Raw genomic sequence first — 14,603 nt, 5'->3', positions numbered from 1 at the left:
TTCGACGGCGATCAAGTCGTCGCTCTGCGTGCCAGGTGCGCATAGAGCGCTCGGATGCCGAACGTCCATGGCGGCAGCCTGTCACTACGATCGACCTGATTGATCAACGCGCCGAGACTGGGCGTCGAGATCGTGACGCGATCTCCCAGATGATGGGTGAAACCCTGGCCGGGGCCGTCGCGATCGGCAATGGGCGAAAACATGGTGCCCAGGAAGAGCATGAATCCATCGGGATATTGGTGATGCGCCCCATGCGTCTGACGGACCAGGTCCAGAGGATCGCGGCTGATCTCGCGCATGTCGCTGGTGTCGTCGAGGACGAAACCATCCTCCGCGCCTTCGATACGCAAGGAGACGACTGCCTGGCGGACCGTATCCAGAGTGAAGTGCTCATCGAACAGACGAATGAAGGGACCAATGGCGCAGGAGGCATTGTTGTCCTTGGCCTTGCCCAGCAACAGCGCACTGCGGCCCTCGACATCGCGCAGATTCACGTCGTTGCCCAGCGATGCGCCACGCGGAGTGCCCTGAGCATCGACCGCCAGGACGATTTCCGGCTCGGGATTGTTCCACTGCGATACCGGGTGCAAGCCGACCCTGTCGCCGAACCCCACGGAAGACAACGTCTGCGCCTTGGAGAAAACCTCGGCATCGGGCCCGATGCCGACCTCCATGTACTGCGACCAGGCTCCCCGGGCTTGCAGTTCGGCTTTCAGGGTCATGGCCTGTTCGGAGCCAGGACGAATACGGGACAGGTCGGCGCCGATAATCTCGCGGATTTCCTGACGCAACTGGTCGGCACGGACAGGATCTCCGGCGGCCTGTTCCTCGATGACTCGCTCAAGCAGGCTGACGGCGAACGTTACACCGCATGCCTTGATGGCCTGCAGGTCGCAAGGGGCCAACAGGTAGGGGGCCACCTTCGGCTCCTGCAGTGAATTCTCGAGCAGGACCTCGACCCGTCCGAGAGACTCGCCCTCGATCCCTTGAATGAAGCCGGCAGGATCGGCGTTGTCGAGCAGATCGGCCATCGTCGCCACATGGTTCGAGATGTCGTATACATCGCCCTGACGGATCGCGACGATGGCAGGCCCCGAGATGGGGGCATCGCGCCAGATGCGGCCCACCAGCAGGGCACGATCCATATCGTCGGGCAGAAAGTCTTGCAGAGGTATGGGGGTCATAAGCAGGTTCCCGTTGGGTCAGAAAAGCCAGTGCATCGCTGGAGCTGGGTAAAGGTCATGGCCGCACCATTTCCTCAGGTAGCAGACAAGATCTTACGCTACATTGGCAGAAATCCAGGCTCTTCCAACCCCTGATTGGGAGCGGCCATGGCAAAAATGCTACCGGCCAGCGGCCAGCGTTGCTTGTCCTTTTCATCGAGGTGTTGAGTGGCTGTTGTCACATATAACGTACCCAGGTCGCTACCGCCAAAAGCCACCATGGTCGGGTGCGGGGACGGCAGGAAATAGCTTCGTACCCAGCTGCCGTCACTGGCGAACTTGGCGACTTGGCCTCCGCCGTAAAGCGCACACCAGTAGTTGCCTTCGCTATCGACGGCGGCACCGTCGGGAACACCAGGCAAATCATGGTCGGCGAGGTCGATCCAGGGCTCGGCCTCGCCGAGGGTGGCACTCTCCTCTTGGAAGCGGTGGCGCACGACCCGTCGCGTCATCGAGTCCGTGTGGTACATCCACTGGCGATCAGGACTGAAGGCCAAGCCATTGGAGATCACCAGGTCTGCTTTCTTCCTGATGAGGCCCTGCGCTGTCAGGCAATACAACGCCGCGCTCGGTGAAACCTCATGAGCGTCAATGGTTCCGATCCACAGCCGCCCCCGGGCATCGCAGCGGCCGTCATTGAAACGGTTGCCCTTGCCACCGTTCCACTCGGGATTGGTCGCTACCGGTTTCCGGCTGCCCTTGGGAAAGGCGATTTCCTGGATCCCCGAAGCGGCGGCTGCCAGCAAGCCGTCGGCGGTCAGCGTGATACACCCTACCGGCTCGTCGATCTCCATCGTGTCAGGCGTGTCGCCATCTTCCGGACGCCAGGTGAACAGCTGTCCCCGATTGATATCCACCCAATGCAGACATTGACGGGACACCGACCACAGCGGGCACTCGCCGAGGCTCATCTGCAGTTTTACCGCCACTTCAAAATCGTAATCTTGCATCGCTCCAGCCCTGCTCATTGCGGTACCGAACGGAACGAATCCAGCACCTGTCCATCCTGACAGGCCGGGACGGGCAGCCCCACCCCGACCATCCATTTCGCGGCTGCTTGGCCATCACTCGTATGTCATCGCCTCGAGCTCCTTGCCGTTGGTCTCCTTGACATACTTCATGACGAAGAAGATCGAGATCACGGCGCACAAGGCATAGAAACCGTAGGCACCGGTCAAGCCGATCGACGCCAGCATGATCGGGAACGTCATGGTAATCGCGAAGTTGGCCAGCCACTGGAACAGACCCGCAATGGCCAGGCCCGACCCGCGCATCTGGTTGGGGAACATCTCGCCCAGCATGACCCACATGACCGGTCCCCAGGACACATTGAAAAACAGTACATAGGCATTGGCGGACAGCAATGCGACGATCCCCATCTCATCGGAGAGCCGTAGCGACCCGCCGACCATGCTCGCCGTGGAAAACGCATATGCCAGAATCGCCAGGGTGACGGCCATGCCTACGGAGCCGCCCCACAACAGCGGTTTACGGCCGATCTTGTCGATCAGGGAAATGGCGATCAGACAGGCTGCGATACTGACGGCGCCGCTGATGACATTGATCAAAAGAGCGTCGCCTTCGGTGAAGCCGACGGACTGCCACAGAACCGCTCCGTAATAGAAGACGACATTGATACCCACCAGTTGCTGGAAGACGGCCAGCCCGATGCCGACCCAGACGATACCGTGCATCTTGCCGGTGGTCCGGTTGATGACATCACTGAGGCGCGGCTTGTGGCTGCTGGAAAGCGTCTCCTTGATTTCGGCGATCTTGGCGTGAAGCTCGGTATCGGAATAGGTCAGGGAAAGTACCCGGCGCGCCTTTTCCTCCTTGCCCGCGCTGATGAGAAAACGCGGACTTTCCGGAATGAACAGTAGCGCCGACAGAAAGAAGGCCGCCGGCAGAATCTCGATCCAGAACATCCAGCGCCAGGCGGCATAATCCAGCCACAGTGTGGCGACCGAAGAACCGGCGACTTGTGCCAGCACGTAGTTGCTCAGGAAGGAAACGAACAGCCCCGAGATGATCGCGACCTGCTGGATCGTCGCCAGACGACCCCGCACGCCGGAGGGGGCGATCTCGCTGATGTAGGCCGGTGTCATGACGCTTGCCGCGCCAACGGCGATCCCACCCAGGATGCGGTAGAGGACGAACTCCATGGAAGCATTCGAGACACCCGAGCCCCAGGCGCTGACCAGGAAGAAGACGGCGGAAATCAACAGGATCGTCTTGCGACCATAGCGGTCTGCCAGCCGGCCGGCGAAAAAGGCCCCCGCCGCGCAACCCAACAGCATGGAGGCGACATTGAACCCCGTGCCGACGCTATCGGAGTTGAACGACGATTGCAGACCGTCGACGGTGCCGTTGATGACGCCGCTGTCGAACCCGAACAGGAAGCCGCCGATCGCGGCGATACAGCAGATGATAAAGACATAGACCGGCTGTCTGTTATTTGACGCTGGCATGCGCTTACTCCTTTTTCAGAGGTTTGTTGTTGTGTTATTGCCCGTTGCAATGGAGGTGAAACGGCAGGCGCATCACCGCCATCCGGCATCGACCCAGTAGTTGTGGCCGGTGCAGACAGCCCCGTCATCCGAGGCGAGAAACAACACCATCGAAGCAATATGAGGCGGATGGATACGAACCTTGATGGCCTGCTCGTTCATGATCTCGGCCTCGCCCTCCGGGGTGTACCACTTCGTCTGGCGCGGCGTGCGCACGTTACCTGGCACGACACAGGTCACCCGGATGTTATCCCCGCCCAGTTCGCGTGCCAGGGCGCGGGTCATGCCCTCGATACCTGCCTTGGCGGTTTCGTAGAGCGCCAGGTTCTCCAGTCCCAGGTGCCAGCTGATCGAGCCGAAATTGATCACTGCACCGCCCCCGCGCGCTTTCATGCCCGGCGCGACGGCCTGAGTGGCAAACAGCACATGGCGCAGGTTGACCGCCATGCGGTTGTCCCAGTACTCGGGGGTCACTTCGCCCAGCTTGTGACGGTCATCATTGGCGGCATTGTTGACCAGCACATCGACATCTCCGATGGACTCGAGCGTCCTGGCCAGTGCCGCAAGATCGGCAAGGTCGCAATGATGAAATGTCACCTGCCCGTCAAGCTGCTCGACGAGTTCCCGTGAGGCTTGCGCCGCGATGTCCAGAAAGTGCACTTCCGCCTTCTGCCTGGCAAAGCCTTCGACCAGGCCTGCCCCGATACCGGATCCTCCTCCCGTAATGACGACACGCTTGCCTTCAAGGCTGGGATAGATAGCTGCACTCATGAAAAAGGACCCCTTCGGCCGGTTGTCACGGAACCTTTGGCTTGTCCAGATGGATCGAATCGCCGTTACCCTTGGCACGCGATCCGACAGGCCAGGCCCGTTAGTAAATTCTATGAACTAAGTGGATTCTTGATCACGCCGACAATGCAATCCATAGAACTATCGTATAAGAGCGGGATGTAGCGATTTTTTTATTTATATTCATGAGTCTAGGCAACCAGGCCAAGGGCATGCGCCCAAAGACCAATTGATAAAAAGGATTTACCAATAGCCTGCCCGACATGGCATCCAATCGATTTCGCACCCGGTCAATGCCATAATCGGCCCTCGTTCATGAGCGATGGCAGCGGCAGTCGTCCGGCCTCGCGCCCAACAACAAGGAAGGCCCGACTCCCTCTATGACCACCCCCTCCCCCCCGCACAAGGCGGGCGATCTTCTTTTTCTCAAAAGACTCAACCGTAGCGCTATTCTGGACATGGTACGTCGTTCGCCAGGCATGACCCGTGCCGACATTGCGACAAAGGCGCGCCTTACCAAAGCCACGGTGGGTACCGGCGTACAAACGCTGCTGGAAAGGGAGTGGATCATCGAGGGAGCGCTACAAAAAAGCAGCAGTGGCCGTCCGGGACGAACCCTGCATCTCAACGAGCACCGTCATGTACTGCTGGGCGCCGAAGTCGGCGTCCACGGCCTACGTCTGGTCGCCTGCTCGTTGACTGGCAACATCCTTCAGCAGCAGCACCAGCGCCTTGTACCCACCACGCCGGAGGCGACGGCGGAGCTATTGGCCACGAAGCTCCACGAACTGCTCGAGCATCCCGACGTTGCCCAGCGCCATTGTCTCGGTCTCGGCGTTGCGGTCCCAGGCCCCATCGCCCCCTCTCGCCCTCTCCTGCGCCTGGCTCCCAACCTCGGCTGGCACGACGTGCCCTTCCTGGATCTGTTGCGTCATCACCTTCCCGAACTGGGTGGGCTCTGGCTCATGGACAACGAGGCCAAGGCTGCCGCCTTCGGGGAACTTTATTTTCGTACCGGAAACATTCCCTCGTCCCTGGTTTATGTCAGTGCGGGTACCGGGATCGGCAGCGGCGGCGTCGAAAACAGCCAGTCTCCTCTGGTCACACGAGGCATCCAGGGCCTGGCGGGGGAGATCGGCCATACCGTGCTGCAGCCGGGCGGCCTTTATTGCCATTGCGGCAATCGCGGCTGTGCGGAAACCCTGGTAAGCGGCTGGTCCATTCGCGCCGCATTGGGGATCGCCGAAGAAGAGAGCCTGATCGATGCGATCCGTCCACGCCTGCATGAGCCAGAAGTCGAGATGACACTACGGCGGGCCGGCGAGGCCCTCGGTATTCTACTGCTCAATCTCCACCATACATTGAACCCTGCCGAGATCGTGCTGGGCGGCTCTCTTACCTTGCTTGGAAGCCCCTTTCTCGGTCCGGCACTGGACTATTTCGAGGCTCACCAGAACCGCCTGCTGGGCACGACACAGCAGATACGGTTAAGGGTCATGGAAGATAGTACCTTCGTCGCCGCACGCGGTGCCGCGGCACAGGTCCTGGCCAGAGCAATTCATGACTTCGACGATGTTCAGTAAGGCACGCCTCCAGGCATGCTGAGACCCCGGACGGGTCGGCAAGAGCCGCTTGGTGTACCTTTCAAAACCTGCCCAGAAGCTTGTTCGGCAGGATCAGCGGCGTCAGGCACCCAACGCTTCAATCAGCTCACCATGGCGCGTGTCAGTGGCTGGCGATCGATCAGCCACTCGATACGTTCGCGACGAGACCGCACGGGAGACGACGAAACCGGCGGATGGGTACATCCAACCAGACGCGGCACCGAGATAGATCTCGCTTACTAAGTTCTGTCTGAAAAGTCGGCGAGCGATACTCAGGCAAGGCAAAAATCAGCGATAAACGGACTGGGCCCGCATTCGGGTTTACGTGCTGTAAATGAGCATTTTAATGGGGACGCCGAGTCCGGACTCGCGCCCGAGCCGGTTTTTAACACTGCATGAGTGAGCGCAGACATTTTCCAGACAGAGCGTAACGCGTCGGCGATAAATGTCGTGGATGAGGGAAAACGCCTGTCCATAGCGGTGAAAGCGAGGAGGCCGGACAGGATCTGGCTGCCGTCTCCTGCCTCTTTCACGCCAATCCGCGATGAACCAAAAAAATGCCGCCGGACTAGCCGGCGGCATAGGTGCCCCTTGTCAGGTTCAGTGCGAGTGCCGGGGCACCTCCGCGCCGCGACAACCGACCAGGAAGTCGAAGTCGCAGCCCTCGTCGGCCTGCAGCACCCGCTCGATGTAGAGCTGGCGATAGCCGCCGGTGCTGGCGATCTGCCGCGACGCTTCGGTGGGATCGGATTCAGCCAGGCGCGCCTCGAGCTCCGCGTCGCTGATGTCCAGGTGCAGCTTGCCGGCGTAGGCGTCGAGTTCGATCCAGTCACCACTCCTGACCGCAGCCAGCGGGCCGCCTGCGGCGGCCTCCGGGGCGACGTGCAGCACCACGGTACCGTAGGCGGTACCGCTCATTCGCGCATCCGAGATGCGCACCATGTCGGTGATGCCCTGCTCGAGAAGCTTGGCCGGCAGGCCCATGTTGCCGACCTCGGCCATGCCGTGATAGCCGCGCGGCCCGCAGTTCTTCATGACCAGCACGCTATCGGCGGTCACGTCGAGATCAGGATCGTTGATGCGTGCCTTGTAGTCGTCGAAGTCCTCGAACACCACCGCCTGGCCGCGATGGGTCATCAGTTCGGGGGTCGCCGCGGAGGGCTTGAGCACCGCGCCACGTGGCGCCAGGTTGCCACGCAGCACGCACATGCCGCCATCCTCGCGCAGCGGGTTGTCGAGCGGGCGGATCACCTCGTCGTTGTAGTGCGGAGCATCCTTGACGTTGTCCCACAGGGTCTTGCCGTTGACGGTCAGCGCGTTCTTGTGCGGCAGGCGGTCGGCCTCGCCGAGGCGCTTGAGCACCGCGGGCAGCCCGCCGGCGTAGTAGAACTCTTCCATCAAAAAGCGCCCCGAGGGCTGCAGATCGACGATGGTCGGCGTGCCGCGGCCGATGCGCGTCCAGTCGTCGAGGGTCAGATCGACCCCGATACGTCCGGCGATGGCCTTGAGGTGGATCACCGCGTTGGTCGACCCACCGATCGCGGCATTGGTGCGGATGGCGTTTTCGAACGCCTCCTTGGTCAGGACCTTCGACAGCCGCAGGTCCTCGTGGACCATCTCGACGATGCGATTCCCGGACAGATGCGCCAGCACGTAGCGGCGCGAATCCACGGCCGGGATCGCCGCGTTGTGCGGCAGGGACGTGCCCAGCGATTCGGCCATGCAGGCCATGGTCGAGGCGGTGCCCATGGTGTTGCAGGTGCCCGCCGAGCGCGACATGCCAGCCTCGGCGGCCATGAAATCGTGGAGCGAAATCTTGCCGGCCTTCACTTCTTCCGACAGTCGCCAGACCACGGTGCCCGAGCCGATATCCTTGCCCTCGTGCTTGCCGTTCAACATCGGCCCGCCGGTGACCACGATGGTGGGAATATCGCAGCTCGCCGCGCCCATCAGCAGCGCCGGGGTGGTCTTGTCGCAGCCGACCAGCAATACCACTGCGTCCATGGGGTTGCCGCGGATCGCCTCCTCGACGTCCATGCTCGCCAGGTTGCGGGTGAACATCGCCGTGGGGCGCAGGTTGGACTCGCCGTTGGAGAATACCGGGAACTCCAGCGGGTAACCGCCGGCTTCCAGCACCCCCTTCTTGACGTGCTCGGCAATCTTGCGAAAGTGCGCGTTACAGGGAGTGAGCTCCGACCAGGTATTGCAGATGCCGATGATCGGCTTGCCCTGGAACTCGTGGTCGGGAATGCCCTGATTCTTCATCCAACTGCGGTACATGAAGCCGTTCTTGTCGGCACTGCCGAACCACTCGGCGGAACGCAGCGGGCGTTTCTTGTCTGGCATGATCAGGCCACTCCGTGAAGAGGATTTGTCAGCACCCTACACACAATTGAAATAACCTCAAAATAGCCAGATAGCACAATATCGATAACAAAATTGATATCAAACACTATTGGAACCCTCCCCGACATGTTCCGGTCGAGCCTCGCTACAAGGAGCAACCCTCTCTTTACGCAGGCATTTCCCGTCTCATACGTTTGCGGATTTTTGCCGAAGTTCTCACGACAAGCCTGCATTGGCTTGCGCTTCCTAGCCTAAAGTATATGTTGAACTTAAAAAGTCTATGTTCAACATATTAAACAAGCATGGCGGCCCCGGCGCCTTGGGCGGCAAGCTGTCAACCACGTCTCTTGCACATAACAACACCCCATACGGAGCCATTTCATGATCACGTTCAAGCAAGTCATCGCAGCCGGCTCAATGCTGCTATTCGGCGCCACCAGCGCCTGGGCGGCGGAATATGAATGGAAATTCCAGGCCTCCGAGACGTCCGGCGAGCCCAGCTTCAAGATCAAGCAGGAGTGGGCGGACAAGATCGGCAAGATGACCAACGGGCAGGTGGAAATCGAAGTCCTGCCCATCAACTCCGTGGTCGGGCCGACGGAGACCCTGCAGGCGGTCAAGTCGGGCATCCTTCAGGGCCACATGACCGACCCCAGCTACTTTTCGGGCCAGAACCCGGCCTACGGCATGCTGGGCAACCTGGTCGGCGCCTGGAGCGACCCCTACGATTTTCTGGAATACATGAAATACGGCGGCGGCGAGGAGCTCTACAACGAGCTGACAGAGCCTTACGGCGCTCACCTGATCGCAGCCGGCACCTTCCCGCTGGAGTCGATTCCCTCGACCAAACCGATCGAGAGCATCGCGGACTTCCAGGGACTCAAGATTCGTGCGCCTCAGGGTATGGTCTACAACATCTTCGAGCGTATCGGCGCAACGCCGGTCAACCTGCCGGGCTCGGAGGTCTACACCGGACTCGAGAAGGGCGTGATCGATGCGGCAGACTCCACCGTGCTCTCCAACAACGATGCCATGGGTCTGCACGCTTTCGCCCCTTACCCGCTCTATCCGGGCTTCCACTCCATGCCGATGATCGCCGTCTCGATCAATAAGCAGATCTGGGACGGGCTTCCCGAGGAGCTTCAGCTCACGCTGAAAACGGCCTTCGATCGCATGGCCTACGATCTGGTGGCACGCCTGAAGGAACAGGACATCCAGACTCTGCAGAAACTCAAGGAGAATCCCGACGTACACCCCTTCGACCTGCCGCCGGAGGAGCGCAAGAAGTTCCGTCAGGCCGCAGAGCAGGAGTGGCAGGAGTGGGCCGGCAAGAACGAAATGACACAGAAGATCTACGACTCGGCGACCGCCTTCCTGAAGTCGCGCAACCTGCTGTAACTTTCTGGAGCGTGACGGGCCACGGGTCGGCCCCGATCGCTCTTCGACAACGATTCAGCATGAGCGGGGCGCCTTGGCGCCCCGCGTGGAGGTGTTATGTCCGCCGAGAAACCGGACACCGATTACGCCGCCCTGTCCCGCCAGGAAGGCGCCGAAAGCCCCGTCGGCGGGCCCCAGAGCGAAGGCGACGAGGTGCGCAGCGCCTTCGATCGCGGCGTGGTGTGGTGCGCCCGCGGTGCCGCCTGGCTGGTGTTCGTCGCCATGGCCATCAGCGTCTACGAGGTGTTCATGCGCTACGGCCTCGATTCGCCCACCTCCTGGGTTCACGAGAGCGTGGTCACGCTGGTGGCGGTCTCCTTCGCCCTGGGCGGGCCGGCGGCGCTGGCCAGCAATCGCCACATCCGCGTGCGCGTGCTCTACGACAGCGCCGGGCCGCGCCTGCGTCGGTGGCTCGATCGCTTCAATGACTTCGTCACCTTCGGCTTCTGCCTGGCGATGAGCTACGCCGCCTACGTGATGTTCTGGGAGGCCTCGCACAACCCGCTCGGCGAGTGGCATCTGGAGCGTTCCGGGACCTCCTGGAACCCGCCGTTTCCCGCTCTGGTCAAGGGCATCATCATGGCCGCGCTGATCCTCATGTGCGTGCAGTCGTTCATTCACCTGATCCAGTCCCTGCGCGGCAAGCCCGCCATCCCCCCGAGCGATAACGAGGGAGCCGTGTAAATGGATATCGCCGACGGAACGCTTCTGATGGTCGGGGCGATCTTCGCCCTGCTGGTTACCGGATTGCCGCTGGCCTTCATCACCGGGCTGGTGGCGCTGGCCTTCACCTTCGGCTGGTTCGGCCCGATGGCCCTGCCGCTGGTCACCAGCCGCGTCTACGGCTTCGTCACCGAATACTCGCTGGTGGCGGTGCCCATGTTCGTGCTGATGGCCTCGCTGCTCGACCGATCGGGCATCGCCAAGGATCTGTTCAACGCCATGCGCGTGTTCGCCGGGCGCCTGCCGGGCGGGGTCGCCATCCAGACCGTGGTGGTGGCGTTCTTCCTCGCCGCGCTGTCGGGCATCATCGGCGGCGAGATCGTGCTGTTGGGGATCCTCGCCCTGCCGCAGATGCTGCGCCTGGGTTACGACAAGCACCTGTCGATCGGGGTGGTCTGCGCCGGCGGCTCGCTGGGCACGATGATGCCGCCGTCGATCGTGCTGATCATCTACGGGCTGATCGCGTCCGAGTCGATCGCCGACCTGTTCACCGCCGCCATCACCCCGGCGCTGCTGCTGATGGGCAGCTACATCGCCTACGTGCTGGTGCGCTGCCTGATCAATCCCAGGCTCGGCCCGCCGATGACCGAGGCCGACCGCCAGAGCACCTTCGCCACCAAGGGCCAGGCGCTCAAGGCGATCGTCGTGCCGGGGCTGATCGCCTTTCTGGTGCTGGGCTCGATCTACGGCGGGGTGGCCTCGGTCACCGAGGCGGCGGCGATGGGCGTGTTCGGCGTGCTGCTGGCAATCGTCGCGCGCGGCGAGTTCTCGGTGAAGACGCTGCACCAGAGCCTGGGGCAGACGCTGGTCACCTGCGGCATGATCATCTGGATCGGCATCGGCGCCGCGGCGCTGGTCGGGGTCTACAACCTGATGGGGGGCAACCGCTTCATCTCGCAGATGATCATGGGGCTCGACGTGGCGCCGATCGTGGTGATGCTGGTGATGATGGCGATCCTGCTGGTGCTGGGCATGTTCCTCGACTGGATCGGGGTGGCGATGCTGACCCTGCCGATCTTCGTGCCCATCGTCGAGCAGCTCGGCTACAGCCCGATCTGGTTCGGCATCCTGTTCGCGGTGAACATGCAGGTATCGTTTCTGTCGCCGCCGTTCGGCCCGGCCGCCTTCTACCTCAAGGGCGTGGCGCCCCCGGGCATCAGTCTGAAGGACATCTTCGTCTCGCTGCTGCCGTTCATCGCCATCCAGCTGTGCGTGCTGGCCTTGCTGCTGTTCTATCCGAACCTGGCCATGTGGCTGGTATGACTCGAATCCCCTACCTGACCCAGCGGAGGTCGCCATGCGATTGATTCAATGTGAACACGAGGGCCGCCTGCGAGCGGCCGTGGTGGAAAGCCCCGAGCAGGTCCGGCTGGTCGAAGGCGACCGGGGCGTTTACGGCCTGGCCCAGCGGGCCATCGCCGAGGCGCGGTCGCTCGCCGAAGTCGTCGAGGCCGCGCTTACCGACACCCGCCTCGACTATACGGCCCTGATCGAGGCAAGACGCCTGCGCCCGCCGTTGACCCACCCCGACCCGGCGCACTGTCTGGTCAGCGGGACCGGGCTCACCCACCTGGGCAGTGCCGACACGCGTGCGGCGATGCACGCCAAGGCCCAGGCCGATGAGAGCGAGCTGACCGACTCGATGCGCATGTTCAAGCTCGGCGTGGAGGGCGGCAAGCCCGAGGCGGGTGCCTGCGGGGCCCAGCCGGAGTGGTTCTACAAGGGCGATGGCAGCATCGTCGTCGATCCCGAGGGCGAATTGCCGGTACCGGCCTTCGCCGAGGATGCCGGCGAGGAGCCGGAACTGGCCGGTCTCTACCTGATCGGCGAGGATGGCCGCCCGTGGCGGGTCGGCTATGCGATCGGCAATGAATTCTCCGACCACGTCACCGAGCGCTTCAACTATCTTTGGTTGGCGCATTCCAAACTGCGTGCCTGCAGCTTCGGCCCCGAACTGCTGATCGGCGAGCTGCCCGCGCATCTGGAAGGTACCAGTCGCATCGTGCGCGATGGCGAGACCTTGTGGGAAAAGCCGTTTCTCACCGGCGAGACCAACATGGCGCACAGCCTTGCCAATCTGGAACATCACCATTTCAAGTATGCGCCCTTTCGCCGTGCCGGGGATGTACATGTCCACTATTTCGGCACCGCAACGCTCAGTTTCGCCGACAGCATCCGGACCCAACAGGGCGACCGCTTCGAGATCGACCTGCCTGCATTCGGCCGTCCTCTGCGCAACCCACTACGCTTTACTTCCGATGACGAGGATGTCATCACCATCCGCTCACTCTGAACCATCGACAGGAGGCACCCCATGACGCTGAACGGCACCATGCTCATCGGGCAACAGGAAGTCACCGGTCAAGACGCATCCTTTCAGGCCATCAACCCGGCCACCGGCGAACAGCTCGAACCGGCTTATGCCGGCGGCAGCGCTGCCGAGGTGGAAAAGGCCTGCCAGCTCGCCTGGGAGGCCTTCGACGCCTACCGCGAGACTTCGCTGGAAGATCGCGCGGTATTCCTCGAGACCGTCGCCGAGGAGATCGAGGCGATCGGCGAGGCCCTGATCGAGCGCGCCGTGGCCGAGTCCGGCCTGCCCCAGGGGCGTATCGAGGGCGAGCGCGGCCGCACCTGCGGTCAGCTGCGCCTGTTCGCTTCCGTGGTGCGTGCCGGCGAATGGCTCGACGTACGCATCGATCCGGCCATGCCCGACCGCCAGCCGCTGCCGCGCGCCGACCTGCGTCAGCGCCACATCGCGCTGGGCCCGGTGGCGGTATTCGGCGCCAGCAACTTCCCGCTGGCCTTCTCCGTGGCCGGCGGCGATACCGCCTCGGCACTCGCCGCGGGCTGCCCGGTGGTGGTCAAGGCGCATCCCGCCCATCCCGGCACTTCCGAGCTGGTGGGTCGCGCCATTCAGAAGGCGGTGGCCAGATGCCAGTTGCCGGAGGGGGTGTTTTCCCTGCTGTTCGGTGCGGGTAACGAGATCGGCGGCGCCTTGGTGGCTGACCCTCGCATCAAGGCGGTGGGCTTCACCGGTTCTCGCAACGGCGGGTTGGCCCTGACGCGCATCGCTCAGCAACGCCCGGAGCCGATCCCGGTCTACGCCGAGATGAGTTCGATCAACCCGGTGTTCGCCTTTGCACAAGCGCTCCAGGCACGCGGCGAGGAGATGGCCAAGGCCTTCGTCGCCTCGCTCAACATGGGCGCGGGGCAGTTCTGCACTAATCCCGGCCTGGTAATCGCCGAGAAGGGGCCGGCACTCGACGCCTTCGTCAAGGTTGCCGGCGAAGCGCTCAAGGAGAGTGCCGCGCAGACCATGCTCACCCCGGGCATTCATGCCGCCTACCAGCAGGGCGTGGGCCGGCTTTCCAGCCACGACAAGGTACGCGAAATCGCCCGTGGCCAGGTGGGCGAGTCGCCCAACCAGTGCCAGTCGGTGCTGTTCGTCACCTCGGCGACCGACTTCCTCAATGATGAAGCGCTGCAGGAGGAGGTGTTCGGCTCCTCCTCGCTGATCATCGAATGCCAGAATGCCGCGGAAGTGAAACAGGTGGCCGAGCACCTCGAAGGCCAGCTCACCGCCACGCTGCAGATGGACGATGCCGACATCGAGGCCGCCCGCGCGCTGCTGCCGACGCTGGAGCGCAAGGCCGGCCGCATCATGGTCAACGGCTGGCCCACCGGGGTCGAGGTATGCCACGCCATGGTTCACGGCGGGCCCTACCCGGCGACCTCCGACAGCCGTACCACCTCGGTGGGCTCGGCGGCGATCTTCCGCTTCCTGCGCCCGGTATGCTATCAGGCGCTGCCGGAGACGCTGCTGCCGCAAGCGCTCAAGAACGATAACCCGCTGAAGCTCAAGCGCCTGGTAGATGGCAAGCGCGAAGGCTAACGGCCTCTGTGCATAGCACTACGCAAGCACAAAGGGCGGCCCGGTGGGCCGCCCTTTTTTTCATACTGCCGCCCGGCGCCGA

The 14,603-nt window shown here is 62.6% G+C and carries 11 protein-coding genes; 6 read left to right on the top strand and 5 right to left on the bottom strand.

Features of this window, described 5'->3' with window-relative positions:
* Positions 1–11: 11 nt before the first annotated feature.
* From ACYQ12_RS05790 to xylB, 4 genes are all read right to left on the bottom strand, one after another.
* Complete coding sequence (locus ACYQ12_RS05790) at positions 12–1,184, bottom strand: fumarylacetoacetate hydrolase family protein (RefSeq protein ID WP_459869011.1); 1,173 nt, start codon at positions 1,182–1,184, stop codon at positions 12–14.
* Between the two features lie 98 nt (positions 1,185–1,282).
* The gene (locus ACYQ12_RS05785; RefSeq protein ID WP_459869009.1) at positions 1,283–2,173 is read right to left on the bottom strand and encodes an SMP-30/gluconolactonase/LRE family protein; all 891 of its coding nucleotides are present in this window, start codon (positions 2,171–2,173) and stop codon (positions 1,283–1,285) included.
* Between the two features lie 114 nt (positions 2,174–2,287).
* The gene (locus ACYQ12_RS05780) at positions 2,288–3,691 is read right to left on the bottom strand and encodes a sugar porter family MFS transporter (protein WP_459869007.1); all 1,404 of its coding nucleotides are present in this window, start codon (positions 3,689–3,691) and stop codon (positions 2,288–2,290) included.
* A gap of 72 nt (positions 3,692–3,763) precedes the next feature.
* Positions 3,764–4,501 (bottom strand): D-xylose 1-dehydrogenase, encoded by a 738-nt coding sequence (gene xylB / locus ACYQ12_RS05775; protein ID WP_459869005.1) that lies wholly within the window; start codon positions 4,499–4,501, stop codon positions 3,764–3,766.
* Between the two features lie 398 nt (positions 4,502–4,899).
* Here xylB and ACYQ12_RS05770 point away from each other — a divergent pair, with 398 nt between their 5' ends.
* Positions 4,900–6,102, top strand: a complete 1,203-nt coding sequence (locus tag ACYQ12_RS05770) for an ROK family protein (protein ID WP_459869003.1) — start codon at positions 4,900–4,902, stop codon at positions 6,100–6,102.
* A gap of 621 nt (positions 6,103–6,723) precedes the next feature.
* Here the strand turns inward: ACYQ12_RS05770 and ACYQ12_RS05765 are convergent.
* On the bottom strand, positions 6,724–8,469 hold the full coding sequence (locus ACYQ12_RS05765; protein WP_459869001.1) for an IlvD/Edd family dehydratase: 1,746 nt from the start codon (positions 8,467–8,469) through the stop codon (positions 6,724–6,726).
* A 381-nt stretch (positions 8,470–8,850) separates the two neighbouring features.
* On the opposite strand from ACYQ12_RS05765, the gene ACYQ12_RS05760 reads away from it, so the two are divergent.
* The 5 genes from ACYQ12_RS05760 to ACYQ12_RS05740 all read left to right on the top strand — a co-directional run bounded on the left by ACYQ12_RS05760 (position 8,851) and on the right by ACYQ12_RS05740 (position 14,521).
* On the top strand, positions 8,851–9,867 hold the full coding sequence (locus ACYQ12_RS05760) for a TRAP transporter substrate-binding protein (RefSeq protein ID WP_459868999.1): 1,017 nt from the start codon (positions 8,851–8,853) through the stop codon (positions 9,865–9,867).
* 96 nt (positions 9,868–9,963) lie between these two features.
* Positions 9,964–10,590, top strand: a complete 627-nt coding sequence (locus ACYQ12_RS05755; RefSeq protein WP_459868997.1) for a TRAP transporter small permease subunit — start codon at positions 9,964–9,966, stop codon at positions 10,588–10,590.
* Complete coding sequence (locus ACYQ12_RS05750) at positions 10,591–11,892, top strand: TRAP transporter large permease (protein ID WP_459868995.1); 1,302 nt, start codon at positions 10,591–10,593, stop codon at positions 11,890–11,892.
* Between the two features lie 34 nt (positions 11,893–11,926).
* A complete protein-coding gene (araD1, locus tag ACYQ12_RS05745) occupies positions 11,927–12,922 on the top strand; it encodes an AraD1 family protein (RefSeq protein WP_459868993.1) in 996 nt (331 codons plus the stop codon).
* 21 nt (positions 12,923–12,943) lie between these two features.
* The gene (locus ACYQ12_RS05740; RefSeq protein ID WP_459868991.1) at positions 12,944–14,521 is read left to right on the top strand and encodes an aldehyde dehydrogenase (NADP(+)); all 1,578 of its coding nucleotides are present in this window, start codon (positions 12,944–12,946) and stop codon (positions 14,519–14,521) included.
* Positions 14,522–14,603: the final 82 nt, after the last annotated feature.

The sequence above is a fragment of the Halomonas shantousis genome, from assembly GCF_054654615.1.
Note: the sequence above shows the minus strand (reverse complement) of the source record. Positions and strands in the feature narration are given on the sequence as shown.